Origin of the sequence: Bradyrhizobium sp. 604_D8_N2_3, assembly GCF_051810765.1 — a bacterium.
GTDB classification, from domain to species: domain Bacteria; phylum Pseudomonadota; class Alphaproteobacteria; order Rhizobiales; family Xanthobacteraceae; genus Bradyrhizobium; species Bradyrhizobium barranii.
Genome location: NZ_JBPWPM010000001.1, coordinates 6,007,472 through 6,030,823 on the forward strand (window position 1 = coordinate 6,007,472; position 23,352 = coordinate 6,030,823).

Consider the following 23,352-nt stretch of genomic DNA (forward strand, 5'->3'; position numbering starts at 1 on the left):
ATCGACAGTTACACGCTTTGGCGGGACCGTGTCGGTCTAGGCCGCCTTCAACCCGCGCAGCACCAGCGCCAGGGTCGCATCGACACGAGCGGGCAGATCGGCGTCCTTCCACTCGTCGGCATGTGCCGGGTGGTGGAAGCGGACGGTGGCATCGAAGATGGCGCGGGCGGTGGCCTTGACGTCGCCCACCTCGAACACGCCCTGCTTCACGCCGTCGGTCAGGATCGACGCGATCTGGTCGATCATGGTGTCCTTGTGGCACTTGACGGCGGCGCAAGCCTCGCGCGCCAGCGTCAGATAGGTGTCGAACATCTCGGGATCGTCGAGCACGCGCGAGCGCTTGGCGGCGAACAGCGTGCGCAGCCAGCGGTCGAGTCGGGCCGGCGCCGGCCCCTGCTCCTCGGCGATCGCCAGCAACGGCGCGTCGATGCGATCCAGCCAGCGTTTGGCGACGGCCTCGCGCAGCGAGGCCTTGCTCGGGAAATGGCGATAGACGCTGCCGTGGCTCACATCGAGCGCACGGGCAACGTCAACCACGGTGGCCTTGGCAAGTCCGTAGCGCCGCAGAACGTCCTCGGTGACTTCGAGGATCCGCTCCGGCGTCAAGATCACGGCTTCATTCATGCCAGCACCATGTTCCCGTTGAGGGCTCAGTTACCCGGCGATGGAGCTGCTTCCGAAGCGCCCGTGCCGGTCGTTTCGGAAAGCTCTCGCCTTAATGAGGCAGTTTTGCAGCCTGCGCCGCGATCTGGCGCGCAACCAGTAAATTGAGCCAATGCCCAATCGTTCCGGTGAAGTTGATGATTTCGGTCGTCATTGTCTTAAGTCTCCATTCGTCCGCGGTCCCAACCTCCTTATGTCCCGCGATCCGCAACTGTTTCGGACCTCGGGCTCCCCGGGCGGGTCGCCGCGGGACGCCCAATCGCAGCGTCCGAGAACGGATATACACGTCCCGCTGACAGATTTCAATATCTGTCAGTCAATGATCCGTGATTGACAGTTAACTTTTGTGGGCGGCGTCTCCTCAGCTTGGGCTGGTCCAGGGGCGGTGGATAGCTCGCCGATCCCCCTCGCCTGGGGTCCAGATCGTTTGTTTCGCCCTGCCCGCTCTGCTAAATCACGGCGTAAAAAGCATTTTGGCCGGTCGCCGCCCCCTTGGGCCGCCCGCCCACCTTCCTGGAGCAGTCTGATGATCCCCCGCTATACCCGCCCGGAAATGGCCTCGATCTGGGAGCCGCAGACCCGGTTCAAGATCTGGTTCGAGATCGAGGCGCACGCGGCGGACGCTCTCGCCGAGCTCGGAACGATCCCCAAGGAGGCCGCGAAGACGGTCTGGGCCAAGGCCAAGGACGCCACTTTCGACGTCGCCCGCATCGATGAGATCGAGCGCGAGACCAAGCACGACGTCATCGCCTTCCTGACCCACCTTGCCGAAATCGTCGGCCCCGAAGCGCGCTTCGTGCACCAGGGCATGACCTCCTCCGACGTGCTCGACACCTGCCTCAACGTCCAGCTCACCCGCGCCGCCGACCTCCTGCTCGCCGATCTCGACAAGGTGCTGGCCGCGCTGAAGAAGCGTGCCTTCGAGCACAAGATGACGCCGACTATCGGCCGCAGCCACGGCATCCACGCCGAGCCTGTGACCTTCGGCCTCAAGCTCGCTTATGCCTATGCCGAATTCTCGCGCGCCAAGGAGCGCCTGATCGCGGCGCGCAAGGAAGTCGCGACCTGCGCCATCTCCGGCGCCGTCGGCACCTTCGCCCAGATCGACCCGCGCGTCGAAGAGCACGTCGCCAAGGCGATGGGCCTCGTCCCCGAGCCGATCTCCACTCAGGTCATCCCGCGCGACCGCCATGCGATGTATTTCTCGACGCTTGGCGTGATCGCCTCCTCGGTCGAGCGCATTGCCGTGGAGATCCGCCACATGCAGCGCACCGAGGTGCTGGAGGCCGAAGAGTTCTTCTCCGAAGGGCAGAAGGGCTCGTCCGCGATGCCGCACAAGCGCAACCCGGTGCTGTCGGAAAACCTCACCGGCCTCTCCCGCATGGTCCGCGCCTATGTGACGCCGGCCCTGGAAAACGTCGTGCTCTGGCACGAGCGCGACATCTCGCACTCCTCCGCAGAGCGCATGATGGGCCCGGATGCCACCGTGACGCTCGACTTTGCGCTGGTGCGCCTCGCCGGCCTGATCGACAAGCTGCTGGTGTATCCCGCCAACATGCAGAAGAACCTCGACCGCCTCGGCGGCCTCGTGCATTCGCAGCGCGTGCTGCTGGCGCTGACCCAGAAGGGCGCAAGCCGCGAGGATGCCTACAAGCTGGTGCAGCGCAACGCGATGCCGGTCTGGCGCGGCGAAGGCGACTTCCTCCAGCTCCTGAAGAAGGACACTGAAGTGAAGAAGTATCTCACCGACGCCGAGATCGAGGAGCAGTTCGACCTCGGCTATCACCTCAAGCATGTCGACACGATCTTCAAGCGCGTGTTCGGCGAGAGCTGAGCGCGCGTCCGTAGAAACTGCCGGGTGGTTAGCCGCAGGCATCACCCACCATTCCTCGTGACACGGCGGTGGGTTACGCTACGCTAACCTACCCCACGAACAAGAAACGGATCCCCTCATGCCCATCGTCAACCGCGTTGCCGCCCTCTCCGACGAAATGGCCGCCTGGCGCCATGACTTCCATGAGAACCCGGAGCTGCTCTACGAGGTCCATCGCACCGCCGGCATCGTCGCCGATCGCTTGCGCGAATTCGGCTGCGACGAGGTGGTGACGGGCATCGGCCGGACCGGTGTCGTCGGCGTGATCCGCGGCCGCAAGTCGGCCTCCGGCAAGACCATCGGGCTGCGTGCCGACATGGACGCGCTGCCGATCATGGAGACGTCGGGCGTCGCCTACGCCTCCAAGGTTCCCGGCAAGATGCACGCCTGCGGCCATGACGGCCACACCGCCATGCTGCTCGGTGCCGCCAAATATCTCGCCGAGACGCGCAATTTCGACGGCACCGCGATCATGATCTTCCAGCCTGCGGAGGAAGGCGGCGGCGGCGGCAAGGCGATGGTCGAGGACGGCTTGATGACGCGCTGGAACATCCAGGAGGTCTACGGCATGCACAACATGCCGGGCCTGCCCGAGGGCCATTTCGCGACCACGCCCGGCGCGATGCTGGCCTCCTCCGACAACATCCAGATCACCGTCCACGGCAAGGGCGGCCACGCCGGCGCCGGTCCGCACAAATCCGTCGACAGCGTGCTGATCGGCTCGCAGATCGTCAACGCGCTGCAGTCGATCGTCGCGCGCAACGTCGATCCGCTGAAGTCCGCCGTCATTTCGATCACGCAATTCCACTCCGGCACGGCCTTCAACATCATCCCTGAAGTCGCCGAGCTCGGCGGCACCGTCCGCACGCTCGATCCTGAAGTGCGCGATCTCGTCGAGCGCCGCATCGGCGAGGTCGCCGAAAGCGTCGCCCGCGCCTATGGCGGCTCGGCCGAGACCAAGTACACGCGGATGTATCCGGTGACGATGAACCATGCGCGCGAGGCCGGCCTTGCCGCCGACGTCGCCCGCGACATCGTCGGTGCCGAGCGCGTCAACGACAAGTTCATCCCGATGATGGGCGCCGAGGACTTCTCGTTCATGCTGGAAGCGCGTCCCGGCGCGATGATCCTGGTCGGCATGGGCGACGGCAACGAGTGCCACCACCCGGCCTATGTCTTCAACGACAACATCCTCGGCCACGGCGCCTCCTACTGGGCGCGCCTGGTGGAGACGCGGATGCCGGCGGGCTAGCGTCGCTTCGCGGCAGCCGTGGCCCGGGCGACATTGCCGCCAAAGGGCCACGCAACGCGGAGCCCGTCATCGAGCCGCAGAGCGTTGCCCCGTTGGCTCTTCCGTCTCCAGCGGGCTGGATGCGGTCTCGTCTGAGGCGAGAGGCAGGGTGAACTGAAAGAAGGCGCCCCGCGGCTCGTTTGCGCCGGCCCACATCCGCCCGCCATGCGCCTCGATGATCGAGCGGCAGATGGCGAGACCCATCCCCATGCCTGTGGGCTTGGTGGTGTAGAAGGCTTCGAACAGGCGATCCACGTTCTTCGGATCCAGCCCCGGACCGGAATCCCGCAAGGTGACGTGGACGCCGTCGGATGCATCCCGACCGGTGCTGATCAGCAACTCCCGTCCCCCCTCGCCGACCGCGGCCATCGCCTCGATCGCGTTGACGATCAGGTTGAGCACCACTTGCTGAACTTGAACCCGGTCGGCCTGAATCGGCGGCAAGCCCTCCGCAAATTGCATTCGCACCGAGACGCCGTTCTTGAACGCTTCGCTGCGTGTCAGCGCGATGACCTCAAGCACCGCCGGGTTGATCTCCAGGGTCTCTTTTTGCGGGGGCGCGTTCCTGATGAGCGCCCGGATCCGGCCGATGATGTCGCCGGCTCGCATACCATCACCGGTGATCCAGTCGAGGGTCTGTCGAACCCGCTCCAGGTTTGGCGGTCGCGCCTCCAGCCAATTCAGCCCGGCCTCGGCGTTCGCCACGATCGCGGCGATCGGCTGATTGACTTCATGGGCGATCGAAGCGGTTAGCTGTCCCATCGTGGTGACGCGATTGGCGTGCGCGAGCTCCATCAGCGCTTCACGGTAGCGCCGCTCGTGTTCGCGGCCTTCGGCTTCCGCCCGCTTGAGAGCCGTCAGATCGAGGACGAAGCCGACGCCATGATCCGTACCTTCTCCGAACATGGTCCCACCGATCAGCACCGGAACGCGGCTTCCGTCCTTCCGCACATACTCCTTCTCGAATGGCTGGGCCGTCCCGACCCGCTTCAGTTCCGTCACGGTCTGCAAGTCGCGGTCGCGCCATTCCGGCGGCGTGAGGTCGGTCCGATGCAGGCGCCCTGCGGCGAGATCTTCCCGGTCGTATCCCACGATGCGCAGGAAGGCATCGTTGGCCTCGAGAATGCGCCCCTCGACTTCCCAGATGATGATGCCGATGATGTTGGCATCGAACAGGCGCCTGATCTTGATATCCCGTGCTGCAAGATCACTCTGGAGCTGGATGTTCTCCTCGGTCGCCTCCCGCCGCCGTTTCGCTTCGAGCCGCGCGAGCGCCAGCGCCGCTGCGGCCAGCGCGACGACGAGGACAACGGCGCCGGCGATCAGCCAGGTCCAGCGTTGCTCGAATGCTTCTGCGCGCGCCTCCCGGCCGGCGAGCCGAAAGCGCTCGTGATCCACCATCTGGTCGATTTGCGAGCGGATCTCGTCCATGCTGCGGATCATTGCCAGCGCGGCCAGCCCGGACGTGCCGGCCGTCTTCAGCAGCTCGTCGATCTCGCGCAGCGTGGCTGTAACGGTCAGCGCCAGATGTCCGGCCCGAAGGCCCTGCAACGGATCATCCGCCACCAACATCTGCAGCGCCTGAGCCTCGCGCCGTACGCTTTCGTCAGAGACGCCGTAGGCCTTGAGATAGGCGGGGTCGAGGGTCATGAGATACCCGCGCCTTTCAGTCTCCAGTTCCGCGACGATCGCCCGCAGCCGATCAAGCGTTTCGAGGACCTGACGGCTATGCTCGATGAAGTGATGAGCTGCTTGCCGCTCCTGCCAATATTGCAGGCCGAGGAAGCTGGTCGCGGCAAACAGGGTCACAAGCACTGCGACCGCAAGGATCAGCGGACGAGCAAACCATCGCAGAGGCAGGGCCCGAACAGGAACGGACATTGGCCGTGGGTCTTCGATGCTCGTGTGACCGCGCGTGTTCTGGTGCCGACGCCAGAGCATGATGGGACAATAGCACGGATAAGGAGGTCGGGAACCCGACATTCATCGGATACGCCAGAGGTCGGGCCGTGATGTCGCAGGACTGCGGCACCGTGCGTGTGCTATGGATGAATGCCCTTGGTTGATTCAAGGAGCATCATCATGGCACAGGGTGAAAACTCATTGAGCCATCCGGCGAGCCGCCGCAGTTTCATCAAGGGACTGGGGCGGCTGGCGCGGGCCTGACCGCGCTGCCGCGATGGGGCTTTGCCGAGGATTCCGCTGCGGCTAACGCCAACGCCGCGATCGACTGGAAGCAATTTGCGGGACAGACGATCGCACTTTCGGGTGCGATCCATCCGTGGTCGAACGCGATCGCGCCGCTGTTGCCGGAGTTCACCATCCTCACCGGCATCAACGTCACCATCGATTTCCAGCTGGAAACCACCTACCTCGGCGCGCTGCCGATCAGGCTCGCTCGCGGCAGTAGCACGCCCGACGTCTTCATGTTCACGACCTATGGCCAGGGCATCACGAACGGATGGGTGGAGCCACTGAACGGCTATTATTCCATGAAGTCGCTGACCGACCCCGCCTGGTATGACGAGAGCGACCTGCTCAAGACGGCCCGCGCCTTCCCGCTGTGGTCGGACGGCGAACGGTACGCGGTCCCGATTACCTCAGAGGCGACGACCCTGTTCATCAACAGCGATGCGCTGGCAGCCAAGGACCAGCCGGTACCCCAGACTTTCGACGAGCTGCTTGTCACCGCCAAGGCGGTCAAGAGCAACGGGATGTCGGGGATCGCGATGCGGGCCCAGGCGAGCGGCAATTCCTCCCCGCCAGCCATGGGCTTCCTGTTCTCCTACGGTGGAGCCATGGTCGAGCACAACAGGGTCGTTTTCGCGAGCCCTGAGGGGATCGCGGCCGTCGAGATGTACGGACAGTTGCTCGGTCAGGCCGGGCCTGCCGGCGTCGGCAGCTACGAATGGTACCACGTGCTGGACGACTTCCTGCAGGGGCGGACGGCCATGGCGATCGACAGCAGCAACTTCGCGACCGACATTTCCAATCCAGCGAAAAGCCGTGTCGCGAAGCAGGCCGGGTTTGCAACCTTTCCGCATCTCGCCGGTCGCGGCCCCGTCCCCTTCATGTCGCACTGGCAGGCGTGCATCAATTCCAAATCGCGAAACAAGCGCGCGGCTTTCCTGTTCCTGCTCTGGGCGACGAGCAAGGCGACCTCGCTGCAGACTGCTGCAGCAGGGCTGGCGACGACACGCGTGTCGGCCTGGTCGAGCGAGGGCTTCAGGAAGGCGTTCGGTTCGCAGGCCGCCGAGGCGGCGCTGATCAATTTGCAGAATGCCGACGTCGACCGCGCCAAGGCGATTCTTTTCCATCCGCAATCAAGACTGATCCTGGACGCCTTCATGATCGGCGTGAATGAAGTGGTCAACGGTGCGAAATCGGCCAAGGATGCGATGACGGGCGCGGCCGAAAGGGCCAATGCAGCGATCCGCGGGTAGCGGCGAGGCATCACCCGATCGGAAGAGGTGGCCACGGCGGACAAGTCGCCGACTCCCGCTGCGCGGCGATTACCCCTGATATTGCAGCACGTGCATTCCGGCATTCCAGTCCGACACGAACATCAGCCCGTCGGGCCGGACATAGGAATCGCAGGTCTTGGCTGCGAGCGCGACGTTCGGCCGGGGATCGATCAGCTTCTTCGGTACCGGCGGCACCCAATACGCGATCTCCTTCGGCGCAAACTGATCCGTGACGTCAAACACCCTGACGCCGGCATTGTTGTAGGTCGCGAAAATCGTCTCCTCGCTCTGGAAGGAGCCGGGGCGGTTCTCATGCAGATTATGCGGACCGAAGGTGCCCTTCGCACAGAAGTCGCGATCGCGTGGCGTCGGCAGCGTCGCGATCGGCACCGGATTTTGCGGCGCGCGCACGTCAAGCACGAATGTATGAAACAGGCCCTTGGCGCATTGATCCGCATTGGCTTCATCCGCGACGATGGCGAGCTGACGCTTGGGCAGCGGCAGCGGCGTATGCGTGCCGCCGGCGAAGGGCGGCGACCAGTTGATGTGCGAGAGCAGCTTCGGATTGGCGGGATCGCCGATGTCGTGGATGGTGAAGCCGCCGTCGCGCCAGGCGGCATAGCCGCGATCGCCCGCCGTGATCATGTGATGCAGCGCAAAGCGCTTGCCCTCGGGCGTCGCCAGCTCGCCGGCCGCGCGGTTCATGCCCGGCAGCCACCATTTCGCGACGATCTCCGGCTTGGTGATGGCCTTGAGATCGACCACGCAAAGGATGTGGTCGGTGAAGCCGTCGAAATGCGCCGACACATAGGCATAGCGGCCGCCGGGCCACCACAGCCGGTTGATGCCGAAGCCCGGCATTTCGAGGAACGCGACCTCGCGCATCTCGCCCGGTTTCGAGATGTCGTGGATCGACAGGCCGGAGCGGAATTTCTTGGCCTTGGTGATGCTGTCGGCGAGCGAATTCTCGAAATAGCCGCGCATGCTGTCGTAGGACTGCATCGCGACGATGTTGGCGCCGTTCGCAAGCAGCAGCAGGTCTTCCGCCACCTGCAGATGGTGGGTGCGGGTGTATTGCCCGGCAGTGAAGAAATTGACCGGTTTCAGTGCGCGCGGATCGGATGCGTCCAGGATCGTCACGCCGTCGCTGAACATGTGTCCGACATAGACGTGCTGCCGGTTGAACATCACCTGCACGGTGTCGGGCCGGCCGCCGACATCGCTGTACGAGATATGCTTGATGCCCTTGCCGATGCCCTCCGGCGGAATGTCCGGCTCTGACGCCCATGCCGGCCGTGACAATCCGGACAGCGCAGCGGATCCGAACACGGCCGACAATTGTTGAAGGTAATGGCGGCGAGAGAGTTCAGGCATCGGCTTCCCCCCATTTTTTGAGAGGATGATGCGCGCTCGCGGCGAGGCGCGCAAGCCTCGCGTGCCCTTACCTACGCCTGCACCACCTCGTGCCGCATCACGAACGGATCGAGCAGCGTGTGCACCTCACCAGCGACGAGTTCGCGCTGGTCTGCCGGCAGGCCCGCGAGCGTCACAGTGGCGATCGAGCCGTGACTGCCGTGGGCGCCGACCTTCACCCTGCAATCGATGCCGCGCTCAGTGAGCGGCGACAGCACCTTGGCGAACACGCGCTGCGCGGCGTCCCAGCGCAGCTGCGGCTTGAACACCTTGCCGACGCCCGTCACCGGCATCGGGTCGATCGGAATGACCTGTACCGGAACGGCGGCGCGCTCCGGCGTCCGCTCGCGCACCCAGGACTCGAGCTCGCCCGGCTGAATGGTCGCGCCCGGCTTCAGTTGCACGTAACCGACCGGCAGCTCACCCGCATAGGCGTCGGGCTGGCCAACCACGGCGGCGAAGCCGACGGCGGGATGGCGAAACATGATCTCTTCGATCGGCGCCGGATCGATATTGTGGCCGCCGCGGATCACGAGATCCTTGGCGCGGCCGGTGATCCAGAGGTAGCCGTCGGCATCGAGACGTCCGAGGTCGCCGGAGTTGACCCAGACATCGTCGACGAACGCGCCCTTGTTGTGCTCGTCGTTGAGATAGCCGCCGAACACGCCGGGCCCGGCCATGATGACGACGCCAATCTCGTCGGCTGCGCAGTCGCGGATCAGGCGGCCGTCAGCATCGAGCTGCACGATGCGCACGCGCGCGTAAGGCATGGGAAGGCCGACCGAGCCGAGCCGGATCGGCCGGCTGGGATAAGCAAGCGTGTGCACGCTCGAGGTCTCGGTCATGCCGTAGACCTCGACCACCGGCAGCTTCAGCTTCTCCTGGATCGCCGAGCCGACGGCGACGGGAATCGCCGAGCCGCCGCCGGCGGCATATTTCAGGCTGGAGATGTCCGCATTGCCTGGCGGCACCGCAAGCGTGGCCGCCAGCACCGTCGGCACGCTCGACAGCGCCTCCGGCTTGAAGCGCTCCACCAGCCCCCAGATGTTCTTCACCGAATTCGGGTTGCGCCAGCCGCTCGGCGACAGCACGACCAATGAGCCGCCGGCGGACAGCGTCAGCAACACCTGCGTCAGCGATCCCCCGACGTGGAATAGCGGCATGCCGAACAGCATGTTGGCGCCGGGCTTCGACTTCAGCAGCAGATTGAGCGCCCAGGCCTGATAGACCTGATTGGCGTGGGTGTGCCGCACAAGCTTCGGCGTGCCGGTGGTGCCGCCGGTGTGGAAATAGGCGGCGATGTCGCCACCCAGAATCTTGCGCCCGCTGATAAGCCGGTCGGACGGCTGCTGCTTGATCAGGTCGTTGAAGGCGAAGATGCCCTTGTCCGGATCGCCTCCCCCGAACACCTGCACGACCGCCTTGAGGTGTTTGAGCTGCGGACGGATCTGCTCGACCTTTTGCCAGATGTCGGTGCCCGGCATCGGCCCGAGCGCAACCAGAACCTTGGTATTCGCGGCCTCAAGGATCTCCGCGATCTGGTGCGGCTCGAGCAGCGGATTGGCGGGATTGGCGATGCCCGCGGCCTCGGCGCCGAACAGCGTCACGAAGGCGTCGGGCACCAGCGGCAGCATGAAGCTGACGACATCGCCCTTCTCGACGCCGAGCGCGTGAAACATGTTGGCGGCCTGCGTGACGCGCGCGACGAAATCGCGATAGGTGACCATCACAGGCGTATCGGCCGGATCGGCGTTTTGCAGGAACTGGATCGCCGCACCGTCGGGGTTGCGCGCCGCACCGAGCCTGATGGCGTCATAGGTGCTCTCGGCCGCGACGCGATCGGCGTAAGGGACCTGCTCGAAGGCCCGGACCTCTGCGTCCGTCGCGAAGTCCGGATAGTCGTTGCCGATGAACCGATCGAGCGCGTGGATGCCCGCCATGGAATTCCGTCCTCCCTCAGATGCATTTCCCGCCCCCTGTCTTTTGACATTTTGGTCGGCGAGGCCTCGGCCGATAGCCGGTCGAGCGCCGACAGAATGATGGATGATTGAGCGTTCGTCCATGGCCGAACGGCTACGGCCGTAGCACTCGTCTTCGTGGCCATTGAACCTCCCGGCCCGATCCGGGGACCAAGAACATGCATCGGACTCCGCTGCCAGCGTCCTGCCGCAAGACTTGAGGAAATCATGACCACGCCCCCGCGGCACCGCATCACACGGCTGATTGTCGCGCTCGCCGTGACCTCGGCGATCATGACTTCAGCGATCATGACTTCGGCGATCGTCCTGCCGCGCGCGGCGCGCGCCGAGGACGGCCAGTTCGACAAGATGCGTGCCAGGATCGCCGCCTTCGTCGCCGACAAGATGGAGAAGCTGGGCGGCTCGCGCATTATCTACAAGGTCGATACCGACGGCTTGCGCGAGAGCGTCGTCACGGATTTGCGCGACGATGTCTACAAGACCTTGCGCGAGGGCAAGATCGCCTTCTCCGGTCTTGCGATCCGCGACGCCGGCGTGGAGGTGAAGATCGCGGATGCCAAGGGCCGCGAACAGCTCGCACGCAAGCTCGCGTCGGCCGCGGAGGGATTGCCATCGCATGCGCTCACGGTGACCGATGGCGGCGACGGACTGGTCAGGCTCGCGCAGACCGATGCCGCATCCGCGGCCCGGCTGCGCGATCTCGTCGAAGATTCCATCGCCATGATCGAGCAGCGCCTCAAGGATGCCGGCATCAACCTCGCCAGCGTCCTGCCGGATGGCACGGATCGCATCCGCATTTTCATCCCGGGCATGATGGAGCCCGCCCGCGTGACCGCGGTCTTCGCCAGGAAGGTCAAGGTCAGCTTCCGCCTGATCGACGTCTCGATGCCGGCGGAGCAGGCGCAATCCGGCACGCCGCCCACGGGCACCGAAGTCCTGCCCGGCTTCAAGGACGAGCGCCATTACCTGGTCGCCAGGGACAGCGCACTCGACGGCGACGACATCAGCTATGCCGGCCCGGGATTTGCCAGCGGCACGAAAGACCCGATCGCCTCGTTCCGTTTCAACGGCCGCGGCACGCGGCGCTTTGCCCACGTCACCGAGGAGAACATCGGAAGGCCCTTCGCCATCGTGCTCGACGGCAAGGTGATCTCCGCCCCCGTGATCCGCGAGCCCATCACCGGCGGCTCGGGCCAAATCTCCGGCAATTTCACCCTGGAGGAAGCCAATAGCGTCGCGATGTTGCTGCGCGCCGGTTCGCTGCCGGGGCACCTCGACCTCGTCGAGCAGCAGGTCATGCAACCCGCCGCCAAGCCGTAAGGGCCGGTCGCGCTCCGCCCCCGCCCCGTCGGGGCGCCACGGTCCACGACGCCGAAGCCCGCGCCTCGGGGGCCCCGAATCACGGGCGCGCCATGGCCACGCGCACAACCAACGGGCAATTGCCGAAACGCCCGATCAGGCTAAAATTTGCCTCTTGCGGCATGGCGGCCGAAGGCTTCATTTCAAGCGGCCGTCATTCGATTTCGGCTATACGTGTCGAGCATACCGACCAGGACTGAAGGCCTTACGCGGGGTTAGTACATGCCGTCCGGCAGCGCAGACATTTCCTCGATCCTCGACCGCATTCTGGATGCGGCGACGGACAACCTCAGGATCGCAAAGATCCTGGTCCAGATGGGCCTCGATCCCAACAACGTCACCTACGACGCGATCTTCAACCGGTTGCTGGAGATCTTTGTCCAAAACATTACGCTGGCCAATCTGTTCGCCGCGGTCGGCGCCGGCTTCTTCGTCGCCACCCTCCTGATGCGGACGATGGTGCCGCTGCGCGTCGCCAACATGGTCGGCTGTGCATTCTTCGCCGTTTTCGGCGCGCTCTCGGCCAACGTCTCGACCTTCCTCCTCTATCTGTTGCTGCTTCCGATCAACGCCCTGCGCCTGCGGCAGATGCTCAAGCTGGTCAAGAAGGCGCGCCATGCGGCCGAAGGCGACATGTCGATCGAGTGGCTCAAGCCGTTCATGACCGAGCGCAGATATCGCAGTGGCGATACGCTCTTCAAACTGGGCGATCCGGCCAAGGAGATGCTCCTCACGGTCACCGGCAAGTTCCTGGTCAAGGAGATCAATGTGGAGATCGGGCCCGGAGCTCTCATGGGAGAGCTCGGCTTCCTCACGCCGGACAATCGGCGCACCGGAACCATCGAATGCGTCGAGGACGGACAGGTGCTGACGATCACCTATGACCGCTTGCTCGAGATCTATTTTCAGGACCCGCAGTTCGGCTATTACTTCCTGGTGCTGACCAGCCAGCGCCTGCTGCAAAACATCGATCGCTTGCAAAAGCAGCTGGCGAGCGAGCGGTCAACGACCACGAACCGGATCGCGTGAACGGCGCCGCGGCTCAGCTCAGCAGCAGCGCCATTCCCGGATCGCCCTTCTCCATCGCGCGCCGGTAGGCCGGGCGGGCACCGACGCGGCCGAGATATTTGATCACATTCGGGCAGCGCGACAGGTCATAGGGCTGGAAGTAGCGCATCGTGGTGAGCGAGAAGCCCATCATGATGTCGGCGGTGGTGAAGGTGTCGCCCGCCAGATATTCGGCGTCGCGAGCACGTGCATCGACCAGGTCGAAGGCGCGGTCGGTACGCCCTCTGCTCGCGACCAGCATCGGATTGTCCGCGGCGAGCTTGAGCCGGTTCAGGATCATCAGCCGGCCCATGCCGGCCTGTAGCGTGCCGTTGGCGAAGTGAAACCAGTACAGGAACTGCGCGAAATCAGGATGATCAGGGCGGAGCGCAAGGCGCCCATCGCCGTATTTGGCCATGATGTAATCGACGATGGCGCCGGACTCGGCGAGCACGAGGTCGCCGTCGGTGATCACGGGCGCGCTCCCGATCGGATGCAGCGCCTTGTAGTCGGGCGGCGCCAGCATGGTGACGAAATCGCGCGCGTAGCGCTTCAGTTCGTAAGGAATTCCCAGTTCCTCGCAGAGCCAGACGATGCGCTCGGATTGCGACTTGCCGAGATGGTGGACGGTGAGCATGGCGTCTCCTGCGACCGTGAGTTGGACCTGCCGTGATGTCCGCATCTTAACCCGTCATTGCGAGCGCAGCGAAGCAATCCAGACTGCGACCGCGGAAAGACTCTGGATTGCTTCGCTGCGCTCGCAATGACGACGTGGAGGGACCGCCCTACCCCGCCTCGTCCGTCACCATCCGCGCCACGACGCGGTCGCGGCGGATGAAGTGGTGCCAGAGGGCAGCGACCACGTGAATCGCAATCAGCGCCAGCAGCACATAGGCAAAGAGGATGTGGCGGTCCTCATAGGCGCCCGCCGCCGCACGGTCGGGAGAGGTGAATTGCGGCACCTGAAACAGGCCGAAGAAATCGGAATAATCCGGCGTACGCGCGCCGGAATGCGCCCAGCCCAGCATCGCGACCAGGATGACCACGAGATAGAGCGCGCCGTGGCTGATATGGGCCGCGATCTTCTGCCAGCGCGAGGTTTCAGGCGGCATCGCCGGCGTCGGGTTGACGGCGCGCCAGACCAGGCGCAGCACGGTCAGCAGCAGGATCACATAGCCAATATCGGCGTGGATCGAGCGGCAAAAGAAGCGGTCCGGACGCGCCGGGATGTGGTTCATCCACCAGCCGAAGCCGATCATGGCGAGGATGGCCAGCGCCAAAATCCAGTGCAGCCACCGGGAAACGCTGCCCCAGCCGTTACTGGTATTTCTGATCATGTCGGCTCTCCGGAGTTTTGCGGATATGTCCCCCTCCGCAGCGCAGCTGCTGATAGCGGGAACTTGCGGCAACCGTGAAATTGAATCGTTCCAAATTGGTCCCAAGCGGGCCCCGCCGCAAAACCGCCCCAAAAACCGAATGGTAACCATGGTGCCCTTAAGGTAGCGACGTGACCTATTCCTCGACGATCCTGGTGTTCGATTCCGGCCTTGGCGGACTCACGGTGCTCCGCGAGGTCGTGGCCGCGCGCCCGGACGCGCATTACGTCTATGTCGCCGACGATGCCTTCTTCCCCTATGGCCACCACAGCGAGGACGAGATCATCGCCCGCGTCGTGCCGCTGATGGGCGAACTGATTGGCACCCACGATCCTGACCTCGTCGTCATCGCCTGCAACACGGCGTCCACCCTGGTCCTATCTCACTTGCGCGCCGCTTATTCCCTGCCCTTCGTCGGCACCGTGCCGGCGATCAAGCCCGCCTGCGCGCAGTCGAAGAGCCGCCGCGTCTCGGTGCTCGGCACCAAGGGCACGGTGAAGCGCGAATACACCAAGGCGCTGATCCGCGATTTCGCGCTGGGTTGCGAGGTGACATTGGTCGGCTCGCCCGAGCTCGCCTCGCTGGCAGAAGCCGCGCTCAGCGGCCATCCGATCAGCGACGGCGACATCCTCGCCGAACTCGCCCCCTGCTTCGTCGGTGATCCCGCGGACGCGACATCGCGCACGGACACCGTGGTGCTAGCCTGCACGCACTATCCGCTGCTGCTCGACCGGATGAAGACGCTCGCGCCCTGGCCGGTCGAATGGATCGACCCCGCGCCCGCCATCGCCCGCCGCGTCTCCGACCTGCTCGGCACGCAAATCGGCGGCATCGCGCAGTCCGGCGCCGAGATGATCTTCACCTCGAACCGCGTGCATGGTCTTTCGGCCACGCTGACGCCGTTCTTCGGCGGCCGCGCGCTGGCCTGACCTTGCGCCTCGACGGCGCGCTGCTAGGCTTCGCCGTCGCCATCTTCGCAGGTTCATCCCCATGCCGGTCCCCGCAACGCCGCTCAATCGCCTCCGCCAATTGTGGAGCGAGGGGCGCCCCGCCTTTGGCGCGATCGCGACGATCCCGAGCGTGCAGACCGTACAGATCATGGCGCGCTCGCTCGACTGGATCATCGTCGATCTCGAGCATGGCCCGATTGGCTTGACCGAAGCGCATGCGATGATCGCCGCCACGACAGGCACGCCATGCACGCCGCTGGTGCGGATCGCGGCGAACGAGCCGTGGCTTGCGAAAGCGCCGATGGACATCGGCGCCTTCGGCATCACCTTCCCGATGATCACCAATCGCGCCGAAGCCGAGAAGGCGGTGCGCAGCGTGCGCTATCCGCCGCGCGGCGATCGTCTCTGGGGTCCGTTCCACGCGCCGTTCCGCTGGGGCCAGTCGATGCCGGACTACATGGCCGGCGCCGACGACGAGATGATCTGCATGATCACCATCGAGCATGTCGAGGCCGTCAATCGCATCGACGAGATCATGGCGACGCCGGGCATCGACGTCGCGGTGATCGGCCCCGGCGATCTCGCGACGTCCATCAACAAGCGCGGGCAGATGGACGATCCGGAATTGCTGGAGCTGGTCGCCCGCGCCGAGGCCGGCATCCTCAAGAGCGGCGTGCCGATCGGCGGCGTGGCCCGCACCGCCGACCAGGCCAACGCCCTAGTCGATCGCGGCTATCGCGCGATCGCGCTGGGTTTCGACTGGTCGCTGTTCCAGCGCGGCATCATGGCGGCGTTCGAGGGAATCAAGCGCTGAACGAGCCGATCGCGGCCTTGCCGGGAACTGCGACGCTGCTAGGGTCGGCGGTTCCAGGGAGGAAGAACCATGCTCAAAAAGACTTTGCTCGCTCTCGCCTTCACCAGCCTTGCCCTCGCAGCCTTCGCCCAGCAGACCGGCATCAAGCGGACCCCACTGCAGAAGGTCGAATTTCCCGACGGCTACAACACCGTCACCGCCATCGCAGAGGTCCCGGCGGGCGGCGCGGCCGGACGCCATACCCATCCTGGGGTCGAAACCGGCTACGTGCTCGAAGGCGAGCTGAATCTCCTCATCGACGGCCAGCCGGAGAAAACCCTGAAAGCCGGGGATTCCTATCAGATCCCGGCAGGCGTCGTGCACGACGCCAAGGCTCATGGCGACAAGGCCATGAAAGTGCTTGGAGTTTACATCGTCGACAAGACCAAGCCGCTGGCTTCGCCGGCGCCCTGATGCGGCGAACCGACCGGCCCCAGGCGGGTTGGTTCGTGCTAGAGCACGCGGCGAGCGGGCCACCCGCTCGCTGCACATATTTTAGTCCGCAGGAACCGAAAGACCCATGCGCGGGACGCCCAAGACCATTTCGCTGCCGCGCCGCCTGATTTGCGACCTCATGCGGGCGTCGATGGACGTGCCATTCGTCTCGCTCTCCCGCCCCCTCAATATCCGCCCCCTGCTGGAGGCGCGTGCCGGAGCGATGGCGTCCGCCGGCTGGGCCGCGATGTTCGTCAAGGCCTTTGCCCTGGTCGCCAGGGACGAGCCGGTCCTGCGCACTGTCTACGCCAAATGGCCTTGGCCGATGCTCTACGAGCTGCCCAATAGCGTGGCGTCGGTGGCGATCGCCCGGGTCCAAGACGGCGAGGAATGCGTGATGCCGCAGCGAATCGCGGCTCCCGAAGCCATGGCGCTGGCCGCGGTGGACGCCGAAATCCGGCGTGCCAAGACGGCCCCGATCGACGATATCCCGATGTTCCGCAAGATCATGCGGGCCACCCGCCTGCCGCTGCCGCTGCGGCGGCTGTGCTGGGCGGTCGGGCTGAATTTCGGCCGACAGCGCGGCAACTGGTTCGGCAGCTTCGCGGTGAGCTCGGTGGCCGCCTATGGCGGTGGCGAGCTCCATCCCATCACGCCGGGCCCGTTCATCGTCAGCTATGGGGTGGTCGAGGGCGACCAGACCATCAATGTCGTGATCCGCTGGGACCACCGGGTCACCGACGCCGCCCCCATTGCCCGGGTCCTGACCCGGCTGGAACAGGTCCTGAACACTGAAATCGCTGCCGAATTGCGCGCGGCCGGGCCGAAGCCGATCCGGGCGGTCCGGACATGATTTCGGGGCTATTCGCATTGACAGAACGGCCCAAACTCACCTAAAAGCCGCCTGCTCGCGGGCCGATTTCGGCCCGCGAAGCGTTTCGCGACCCGTGGTCCTCTCCCTTAAGCTTTGGGGATCGGACCTGTCAGTGCCGGGCCCAGCCCGTCACACAGGAGGGCGCGTTTCCTCAAACCATGTACCTGAAGAGGACGCGATGACTAAGCGCAGTGAGGCGAAGTACAAACTCGATCGCCGTATGGGCCAGAACATCTGGGGCCGCCCGAAGAGCCCCGTCAACCGCCGCGAGTACGGCCCCGGCCAGCACGGCCAGCGCCGCAAGGGCAAGCTCTCCGATTTCGGCGTGCAGCTGCGCGCCAAGCAGAAGCTGAAGGGCTACTACGCCAACATTTCCGAGCGCCAGTTCCACGGCATCTATGTCGAGGCGAGCCGCCTCAAGGGTGACACCGGCGAGAACCTGATCGGTCTCCTGGAGCGTCGTCTCGACGCGGTCGTGTACCGCGCCAAGTTCGTCTCCACGATCTTCGCCGCGCGCCAGTTCATCAACCACGGCCACGTCAAGGTGAACGGCCGCAAGGTGAACATCTCGAGCTACCAGCTCAAGATCGGCGACGTGATCGAGGTCAAGGAAGCCTCCAAGCAGCTCGCCCACGTGCTCGAAGCCAGCCAGCTCCCCGAGCGCGACACCCCCGACTATCTCGAAGTCGACCACGGCAAGATGACCGCCAAGTATGTGCGCATCCCCGGCCTCTCCGACGTGCCGTTCCCGGTGCAGATGGAGCCGCATCTGGTCGTCGAATTCTATTCGCGCTAACAGTTCGGCAGAACGACATTCAAAGGCCCCGGTTCACCGGGGCCTTTTTGTTTGAGCCGGCGATTCCCATGTCTCAGGCCATCTGTGCTATGATTGCACATCGCGGAGTTGAGCATGACTCATCTTCTGGAAGAGGCCTTCAGCAAAGTTTCCGGCCTGCCCGATTTAGAGCAGGACGAACTGGCGCGGACCCTGCTTGAGCTTGCCGGGGTCGATCAGCCACCAATCCAGCTGACGGCGGCGGAAGAGGCAGATCTCGCCGAGGCCGAAGCCGAAATCGCCCGCGGCGAGCTGGCCAGCGGCGACGAAGTCCGCGCGATGTGGGCTAAGCACGGCCTGTGAAGGTCCGCTATACGAAGCGGGCGCTCGCCCAAATCGACCAAATTCTGACCTACATCGAGGCGCACTCGCCCCAAGGCACAGGCCACGTGCGCGGCCGCATTGTCGCTCTCATGGCATTGCTAGAGACCTACCCCCACGCAGGTCGAACGACTACGCGTGCATACGTCCGTCGCTTGCCGGTCAACCCTTATCCCTATCTGATCGATTATCGTGTGACCTAGACAGAAATCGTTATTATGCGGTTTCGTCACGCCGCCCGGCGTCCACCCAGAGCTCGCTGACCGCGAGCGAGTGCCATTCCCCTCAGGGAGCAAGTTGATGCTCTATACCCCTCCCCCGATCGATCCCAAGGCGCCGCCGGTGCGCATCAATCTGCTTTCGGACACGCAGACCAAGCCGACGGCTGCGATGCGCGAGGCGATGGCGCGGGCGGAGGTCGGCGACGAGCAGGTCGGCGACGATCCGACCGTGAACGCACTGTGCGAGCGCGTCGCCGCGCTGCTCGGCAAGGAAGCCGCGGTCTACATGCCCTCAGGCACGATGTGCAACGTCACCGCGACGCTGGTGCATTGCCGTCCCGGCGACGAGATCCTCGCCCACGAGAGCGCGCACATCATCGCCCGCGAGGGCGGCGCGCATGCCGCGATCGGCGGCTTCCAGGTGACCCAGCTCAAGGGACCCGACGGCCAGTTCACGCCGGAGACCTTTCGCAAGGCACTGCATCCGCGGACGCGCTACCAGCCGCCGCAGACCGTCGTCAGCGTCGAGCAGACCGCCAATATCGGCGGCGGCACGATCTGGAAGAAGGCAGCGCTCGACGAGATCGTCGCGATCGCCAAGCAGCACGGCCTCGTCACCCACATGGACGGTGCGCGCCTGCTCAACGCCACCGTCGCAAGCGGCATCTCCCCGCGCGACATGACGGCGGGGTGGGATTCGGCGTGGATCGATTTCTCCAAGGGCCTGGGCGCGCCGATCGGCGGCGTGCTGGCGGGCTCGCGCGCCTTCATCGACGCGGTCTGGCAGTGGAAACAGCGCCTCGGCGGCTCAATGCGGCAAGCCGGCGTCTGCGCGGCCGCCTGCATCTACGCGCTCGACCATCACGTCGACCGTCTCGCCGACGACCACGCCAATGCGCGCGCGCTCGCCCGCGGGCTGTCGCAGATCGCAGGCGTCGAGGTGCAGGAGCCCGAGACCAATCTCGTGTTCTTCAAGCCTGATGGCGCCGGAATTGCCGGCGACAAGATGGTCGCCGCACTGCGCCAGCGCGGCGTGACGCTCGCGATGATGGACGGCCGCATCCGCGCCTGCACCCATCTCGACGTCAATGCGGCCCAGGTCGAAGAAACGATCGGGTATGTCAGAGAGATCGTGCGCGGGGCGTAAGTCCGTAGCCCGGATGGAGCGCAGCGAAATCCGGGGTCCTCGCCTCGCGGAAAGATGTTCCCGGATTGCGCTTCGCTCCATCCGGGCTACGAAGGCGGCCAGCTACCGCCCCATCGCCTGATAGATCAGCGTCTTCAACGCGAGCTGAATCCGGCCGCGCTGCGACGGGGTCTGCACCATGAAGATCCCGAACAGATCGTCTTCGGGATCGATGAAGAAGAAGGTGCCGCCGACGCCGTCCCAGCGATATTCGCCAAGCGGCCACGATGTCCCTGATGGCACCGAGGTGCGCACCGCGAAACCGAGGCCGAAGCCGGAGCTTCCGCCCGGATAGTAATTCTGATCGCGCGCGATCTTCGTCCCGGGGCCGATATGATCCGACGCCATCAGCGCGATGGTCTCCGGCTTGAGATAGCGCCGGCCTTCATAGCTGCCGCCGTTGAGCAGCATCTGCGAGAAGCGCGCGTAGTCACCGACCGTACCAACAAGGCCGCCGCCGCCCGACTCCCACCTCTGCGGTTTCCGGGGATCGCGGACCTGCGTCATCGGACTGATCGCGCGATCCTGCGGCATCGGCTCGGCGATGCGCGGCCACTTGGCAGGATCGGCGACATAGTATGCGGTGTCCGTCATCCCGAGCGGATCGAGCAGCCGCTCCTTCTCGAACGCGAACAGCGATTTCCCCGATATGACCTCGACGATGCGGCCGAGCACGTCCGTGGAGTGGCCATAGTCCCAGTTCGTGCCGGGCTGTTCGGCGAGCGGAAGCGTGGTGATCTTCGCGACGAGTTCGGCGTTGGTCAAAGCTTTGTTGTCGAAGAGACCGGCGTCGGCATAGAGCTTGTTCACCAAGCCCCCGCCATAATAGCCGTAGGGCAGCCCGGCAGTGTGGCGCATCAAATCCTTGATCGTCACGGGGCGACTGAGCGGCTCCAGCGCCAGCGCAGCCTTGCCGTCCTCGGCCTTCGTCTCGACACCGACCTTCATCGCGCCAAAGGCCGGAATGTACTTTGCGACGGGATCATCGAGCGAGAGCTTGCCCTGCTCGACCAGCATCATCGCCATGACTGTCGTGACCGGCTTCGACATCGAATAGAGCCGGAAGATCGTGTCCGCGCTCATCGAGATCTCGGTGGCGACATCGCGGACGCCGAAATTCTCGTAATAGACCGGCTTGCCGTGCTGCTGGAGCAGCAGGATCGCGCCCGGAAAGGTGCCGGCTGCGACCTCGCTCCTGATGTAGTCAGAAACCTTTGCCAGACCTTCTGGCGAGAAAGTGTGGGCGCGCCCCTCGGAGCCCGCCTGCGCACCACCTGCACCGAACAAAAGAACGAGCGCCGCGATCAGCGCGCGGCGCCCGAACATGTCACTTCTCCATGGCTTCATAGACCAACTGCTTCAATGTCCGCTGCACGCGCTGGCGCTCGGTCGGGGTCTGCTCCAGCAGCACGAAGAACATGTCCTGCTTGGGGTCGATGACGAAATAGCAACCGGAGGCGCCGTCCCACTTCAATTCCCCGAGATCGCCGGGCGGCGGCGGCTTGGCGTTGCCGGGATCGGTGCGGACCGCAAGGCCGAGGCCGAAGCCGAACCCGTCGCCGGGGAAATAGAAATAGTCGCGACTGACCCCCGAGGTCGGGCCGACCTGGTCGGTCACCATCAGCTTGAACGTCTCGGGCTTGAGGATGGTCTTGCCGTCGAGGCTGCCGCCATTGAGCAGCATCTGCGCAAAGCGCTCATAGTCCGCCATGGTCGTAACCATGCCGCCGCTGGCGAATTGAATCTTTTTGACAACCGTCGGATCATTGATCCGGCCGACACGAAAATCGGCGTCATTCGGCACCGGCTGCGCCAGAAGCTTCTGCTTCTCGGGCGCGGTGACGAAGAAGCCGGTGTCGACCATGCCGAGCGGATCGAGCAGCTTCTCCCGCTCGATCTCGAGCAGCGGCTTGCCGGTTGCGACCTCCATGACTCGCGCCAGAATGTCGGTGGAGTGGCCGTATTGCCACAGCGCACCCGGCTGGTTGTGCAGCGGCAATTTTGCGATGCGCTCGGCGAACTCGGCGAGATCGAAATCGCCGTCGTAGATCTTGGCGTCGCGATAGGCCTTGCGGACCAGGCTGTCGCCGTAGAAGCCATAGGTGACGCCAGACGTGTGCGTCATCAGATCCTTCACCGTCATCGGCCGGCTCAGCGGCACGAGTTCGAGCGACTTGGTGCCGTCGTCGGCCTTCTTCTCGACGCCGACCTTCACATTGGCGAAGGACGGAATGTATTTCGAGACGGGATCGTCGAGCTTGATCTTGCCGTCCTCGATCAACTGCACCGCAACGACGGAGGTGATCGCCTTGCTCATCGAGAACAGGCGGAAGATGGTCTGGTCCGTGATCGGCGCCTTGCTCACCACGTCCTGCACGCCGAAGGCTTCGCGGAAGACGGGCTTGCCGTGCTGCTTGATCAGCACTGTCGCGCCGGCGATCTTGCCGGTCGCGACCTCGTTATTGAAGAACTCGCTGACCTTGGCGAGCTTGTCCTGATTGAAATGCGCGCCGGCCGGAATCTCGTAGGTGCCTTCGGCGCGCGCGAGCGACATCGCACCCAGCGACACCAGTGCGCCGCAAATCAACGCACGCAGTCCGAAATGTGAATTCATATCCCCTCCCCGGAAGGTGGCCGAGCGGAGTGTACTGACCACGTCATCAGGCACAAGGGCTGCTGTACCGCGCCAGAACGTCCGTGTGGAGCGCGGCGCTTGTCTCCGAGAAACAACAGAATATGACGTAGGTGACCAGCGGCGCAGCCGGCAGGGCTTCAATGGTCGTGTGGACCGCAATCTTCGCGGCCTGGTCGGCCGGAAAGCGATATACCCCGGTCGAGATCGCGGAGAAGGCTAGAGAGTTCAGTCTATTGGCCTGGGAGAGCTCAAGCGCACGGCGATAACAGGAACGCAGCGAATCCGCCTCGTCGCGGCTGCCGCCCTGCCAGACGGGGCCGACTGCGTGGATCACATGTCCCGCGGGCAGACGGTAGCCCTTCGTCATCTTGGCATCGCCGGTCGGACATCCCCCGAGCGTCCGGCACTCGGCCAGAAGCTCGGGACCGGCAGCGTCGTGGATTGCGCCATCAACGCCGCCTCCGCCAAGGAGAGACGAATTTGCGGCGTTGACGATGGCGTCAACGCCGAGTGTCGTGATGTCAGCGACGATAACCTCAAGCTCGGCGCCGCCGATGCGGCGCGTCAGCTGGGTCAC

The 23,352-nt window shown here is 64.7% G+C and carries 22 protein-coding genes; 13 read left to right on the forward strand and 9 right to left on the reverse strand.

The window, feature by feature from the left end; translation table 11 throughout:
- Positions 1-36 precede the first annotated feature (36 nt).
- Complete coding sequence (locus AB7245_RS28910) at positions 37-624, reverse strand: TetR family transcriptional regulator (RefSeq protein WP_028158450.1); 588 nt, start codon at positions 622-624, stop codon at positions 37-39.
- 565 nt (positions 625-1,189) lie between these two features.
- Here AB7245_RS28910 and purB point away from each other — a divergent pair.
- Together purB and AB7245_RS28920 are read left to right on the forward strand one after the other, a co-directional pair.
- Positions 1,190-2,497, forward strand: coding sequence for an adenylosuccinate lyase (gene purB, locus AB7245_RS28915; RefSeq protein ID WP_014494164.1), 1,308 nt, complete (start codon positions 1,190-1,192; stop codon positions 2,495-2,497).
- A gap of 118 nt (positions 2,498-2,615) precedes the next feature.
- A complete protein-coding gene (locus AB7245_RS28920; protein ID WP_085404318.1) occupies positions 2,616-3,788 on the forward strand; it encodes a M20 aminoacylase family protein in 1,173 nt (390 codons plus the stop codon).
- A gap of 66 nt (positions 3,789-3,854) precedes the next feature.
- On the opposite strand, the gene AB7245_RS28925 is transcribed toward AB7245_RS28920, so the two are convergent.
- Positions 3,855-5,708, reverse strand: a complete 1,854-nt coding sequence (locus AB7245_RS28925; protein ID WP_166353247.1) for an ATP-binding protein — start codon at positions 5,706-5,708, stop codon at positions 3,855-3,857.
- 425 nt (positions 5,709-6,133) lie between these two features.
- Between AB7245_RS28925 and AB7245_RS28930 the strand changes: the two genes are divergently transcribed.
- Positions 6,134-7,270, forward strand: a complete 1,137-nt coding sequence (locus AB7245_RS28930; RefSeq protein ID WP_439035181.1) for an ABC transporter substrate-binding protein — start codon at positions 6,134-6,136, stop codon at positions 7,268-7,270.
- 69 nt (positions 7,271-7,339) lie between these two features.
- Here the strand turns inward: AB7245_RS28930 and AB7245_RS28935 are convergent, their stop codons facing one another.
- Together AB7245_RS28935 and AB7245_RS28940 are read right to left on the reverse strand one after the other, a co-directional pair.
- The gene (locus AB7245_RS28935) at positions 7,340-8,665 is read right to left on the reverse strand and encodes an LVIVD repeat-containing protein (RefSeq protein WP_439035182.1); all 1,326 of its coding nucleotides are present in this window, start codon (positions 8,663-8,665) and stop codon (positions 7,340-7,342) included.
- 71 nt (positions 8,666-8,736) lie between these two features.
- Positions 8,737-10,644: an acyl-CoA synthetase gene (locus AB7245_RS28940; protein WP_354130325.1), complete on the reverse strand. Its 1,908-nt coding sequence runs from the start codon at positions 10,642-10,644 to the stop codon at positions 8,737-8,739.
- Between the two features lie 246 nt (positions 10,645-10,890).
- Here AB7245_RS28940 and AB7245_RS28945 point away from each other — a divergent pair, with 246 nt between their 5' ends.
- The gene (locus AB7245_RS28945; RefSeq protein WP_166342497.1) at positions 10,891-12,003 is read left to right on the forward strand and encodes a SecDF P1 head subdomain-containing protein; all 1,113 of its coding nucleotides are present in this window, start codon (positions 10,891-10,893) and stop codon (positions 12,001-12,003) included.
- A 261-nt stretch (positions 12,004-12,264) separates the two neighbouring features.
- Entirely contained in the window at positions 12,265-13,071 is an 807-nt protein-coding gene (locus tag AB7245_RS28950) for a Crp/Fnr family transcriptional regulator (RefSeq protein WP_071912420.1), read from the forward strand.
- Positions 13,072-13,084: 13 nt separating this feature from the next.
- Here the strand turns inward: AB7245_RS28950 and AB7245_RS28955 are convergent, their stop codons facing one another.
- Together AB7245_RS28955 and AB7245_RS28960 are read right to left on the reverse strand one after the other, a co-directional pair.
- Positions 13,085-13,726, reverse strand: coding sequence for a glutathione S-transferase family protein (locus AB7245_RS28955; protein ID WP_166342498.1), 642 nt, complete (start codon positions 13,724-13,726; stop codon positions 13,085-13,087).
- Positions 13,727-13,874: 148 nt separating this feature from the next.
- Positions 13,875-14,426 carry a cytochrome b gene (locus tag AB7245_RS28960; RefSeq protein WP_439035183.1) on the reverse strand — a complete coding sequence of 184 codons (552 nt, stop codon included), beginning with the start codon at positions 14,424-14,426 and terminating at the stop codon, positions 13,875-13,877.
- A 170-nt stretch (positions 14,427-14,596) separates the two neighbouring features.
- Here AB7245_RS28960 and murI point away from each other — a divergent pair, with 170 nt between their 5' ends.
- The 8 genes from murI (at position 14,597) to AB7245_RS29000 (ending at position 20,101) form a co-directional block, all read left to right on the forward strand.
- Positions 14,597-15,394: a glutamate racemase gene (gene murI / locus AB7245_RS28965; RefSeq protein WP_166342500.1), complete on the forward strand. Its 798-nt coding sequence runs from the start codon at positions 14,597-14,599 to the stop codon at positions 15,392-15,394.
- Positions 15,395-15,455: 61 nt separating this feature from the next.
- Positions 15,456-16,229, forward strand: coding sequence for an HpcH/HpaI aldolase family protein (locus AB7245_RS28970; protein WP_439035184.1), 774 nt, complete (start codon positions 15,456-15,458; stop codon positions 16,227-16,229).
- 69 nt (positions 16,230-16,298) lie between these two features.
- Positions 16,299-16,682 (forward strand): cupin domain-containing protein, encoded by a 384-nt coding sequence (locus tag AB7245_RS28975; protein WP_038941991.1) that lies wholly within the window; start codon positions 16,299-16,301, stop codon positions 16,680-16,682.
- 106 nt (positions 16,683-16,788) lie between these two features.
- Positions 16,789-17,556 (forward strand): 2-oxo acid dehydrogenase subunit E2, encoded by a 768-nt coding sequence (locus AB7245_RS28980; RefSeq protein WP_166342502.1) that lies wholly within the window; start codon positions 16,789-16,791, stop codon positions 17,554-17,556.
- A gap of 199 nt (positions 17,557-17,755) precedes the next feature.
- Positions 17,756-18,373 carry a 30S ribosomal protein S4 gene (gene rpsD, locus AB7245_RS28985; protein WP_071912408.1) on the forward strand — a complete coding sequence of 206 codons (618 nt, stop codon included), beginning with the start codon at positions 17,756-17,758 and terminating at the stop codon, positions 18,371-18,373.
- 114 nt (positions 18,374-18,487) lie between these two features.
- A complete protein-coding gene (locus AB7245_RS28990) occupies positions 18,488-18,715 on the forward strand; it encodes a hypothetical protein (protein WP_166342503.1) in 228 nt (75 codons plus the stop codon).
- On the forward strand, positions 18,712-18,936 hold the full coding sequence (locus AB7245_RS28995) for a type II toxin-antitoxin system RelE/ParE family toxin (RefSeq protein WP_166342504.1): 225 nt from the start codon (positions 18,712-18,714) through the stop codon (positions 18,934-18,936). The genes AB7245_RS28990 and AB7245_RS28995 overlap by 4 nt, the downstream gene beginning before the upstream one ends.
- Before the next feature lie 97 nt (positions 18,937-19,033).
- Positions 19,034-20,101 carry a threonine aldolase family protein gene (locus tag AB7245_RS29000; RefSeq protein ID WP_208087609.1) on the forward strand — a complete coding sequence of 356 codons (1,068 nt, stop codon included), beginning with the start codon at positions 19,034-19,036 and terminating at the stop codon, positions 20,099-20,101.
- 102 nt (positions 20,102-20,203) lie between these two features.
- Here the strand turns inward: AB7245_RS29000 and AB7245_RS29005 are convergent, their stop codons facing one another.
- The 3 genes from AB7245_RS29005 to AB7245_RS29015 are packed head-to-tail and all read right to left on the reverse strand — an operon-like array spanning position 20,204 to position 23,352.
- Positions 20,204-21,466 (reverse strand): serine hydrolase domain-containing protein, encoded by a 1,263-nt coding sequence (locus AB7245_RS29005; RefSeq protein WP_439035185.1) that lies wholly within the window; start codon positions 21,464-21,466, stop codon positions 20,204-20,206.
- A gap of 1 nt (position 21,467) precedes the next feature.
- Complete coding sequence (locus AB7245_RS29010; protein ID WP_166342507.1) at positions 21,468-22,754, reverse strand: serine hydrolase domain-containing protein; 1,287 nt, start codon at positions 22,752-22,754, stop codon at positions 21,468-21,470.
- A 46-nt stretch (positions 22,755-22,800) separates the two neighbouring features.
- Positions 22,801-23,352, reverse strand: a complete 552-nt coding sequence (locus AB7245_RS29015; protein ID WP_439035186.1) for an O-acetyl-ADP-ribose deacetylase — start codon at positions 23,350-23,352, stop codon at positions 22,801-22,803.

What these genes read in the sequence shown, in the direction of transcription:
- AB7245_RS29010 (WP_166342507.1), bottom strand. Translation starts at nt 22,754, where the DNA reads ATGAATTCACATTTCGGACTGCGTGCGTTGATTTGCGGCGCACTGGTG.
- AB7245_RS29000 (WP_208087609.1), top strand. Translation starts at nt 19,034, where the DNA reads ATGCTCTATACCCCTCCCCCGATCGATCCCAAGGCGCCGCCGGTGCGC.
- AB7245_RS28975 (WP_038941991.1), top strand. Translation starts at nt 16,299, where the DNA reads ATGCTCAAAAAGACTTTGCTCGCTCTCGCCTTCACCAGCCTTGCCCTC.
- AB7245_RS28920 (WP_085404318.1), top strand. Translation starts at nt 2,616, where the DNA reads ATGCCCATCGTCAACCGCGTTGCCGCCCTCTCCGACGAAATGGCCGCC.
- AB7245_RS28955 (WP_166342498.1), bottom strand. Translation starts at nt 13,726, where the DNA reads ATGCTCACCGTCCACCATCTCGGCAAGTCGCAATCCGAGCGCATCGTC.
- AB7245_RS29005 (WP_439035185.1), bottom strand. Translation starts at nt 21,466, where the DNA reads ATGTTCGGGCGCCGCGCGCTGATCGCGGCGCTCGTTCTTTTGTTCGGT.
- AB7245_RS28950 (WP_071912420.1), top strand. Translation starts at nt 12,265, where the DNA reads ATGCCGTCCGGCAGCGCAGACATTTCCTCGATCCTCGACCGCATTCTG.
- AB7245_RS28945 (WP_166342497.1), top strand. Translation starts at nt 10,891, where the DNA reads ATGACCACGCCCCCGCGGCACCGCATCACACGGCTGATTGTCGCGCTC.
- AB7245_RS28910 (WP_028158450.1), bottom strand. Translation starts at nt 624, where the DNA reads ATGAATGAAGCCGTGATCTTGACGCCGGAGCGGATCCTCGAAGTCACC.
- purB (WP_014494164.1), top strand. Translation starts at nt 1,190, where the DNA reads ATGATCCCCCGCTATACCCGCCCGGAAATGGCCTCGATCTGGGAGCCG.
- AB7245_RS28990 (WP_166342503.1), top strand. Translation starts at nt 18,488, where the DNA reads ATGACTCATCTTCTGGAAGAGGCCTTCAGCAAAGTTTCCGGCCTGCCC.
- AB7245_RS28980 (WP_166342502.1), top strand. Translation starts at nt 16,789, where the DNA reads ATGCGCGGGACGCCCAAGACCATTTCGCTGCCGCGCCGCCTGATTTGC.
- AB7245_RS28925 (WP_166353247.1), bottom strand. Translation starts at nt 5,708, where the DNA reads ATGTCCGTTCCTGTTCGGGCCCTGCCTCTGCGATGGTTTGCTCGTCCG.
- AB7245_RS28960 (WP_439035183.1), bottom strand. Translation starts at nt 14,426, where the DNA reads ATGATCAGAAATACCAGTAACGGCTGGGGCAGCGTTTCCCGGTGGCTG.
- rpsD (WP_071912408.1), top strand. Translation starts at nt 17,756, where the DNA reads ATGACTAAGCGCAGTGAGGCGAAGTACAAACTCGATCGCCGTATGGGC.
- AB7245_RS28970 (WP_439035184.1), top strand. Translation starts at nt 15,456, where the DNA reads ATGCCGGTCCCCGCAACGCCGCTCAATCGCCTCCGCCAATTGTGGAGC.
- AB7245_RS28940 (WP_354130325.1), bottom strand. Translation starts at nt 10,644, where the DNA reads ATGGCGGGCATCCACGCGCTCGATCGGTTCATCGGCAACGACTATCCG.
- AB7245_RS28935 (WP_439035182.1), bottom strand. Translation starts at nt 8,665, where the DNA reads ATGCCTGAACTCTCTCGCCGCCATTACCTTCAACAATTGTCGGCCGTG.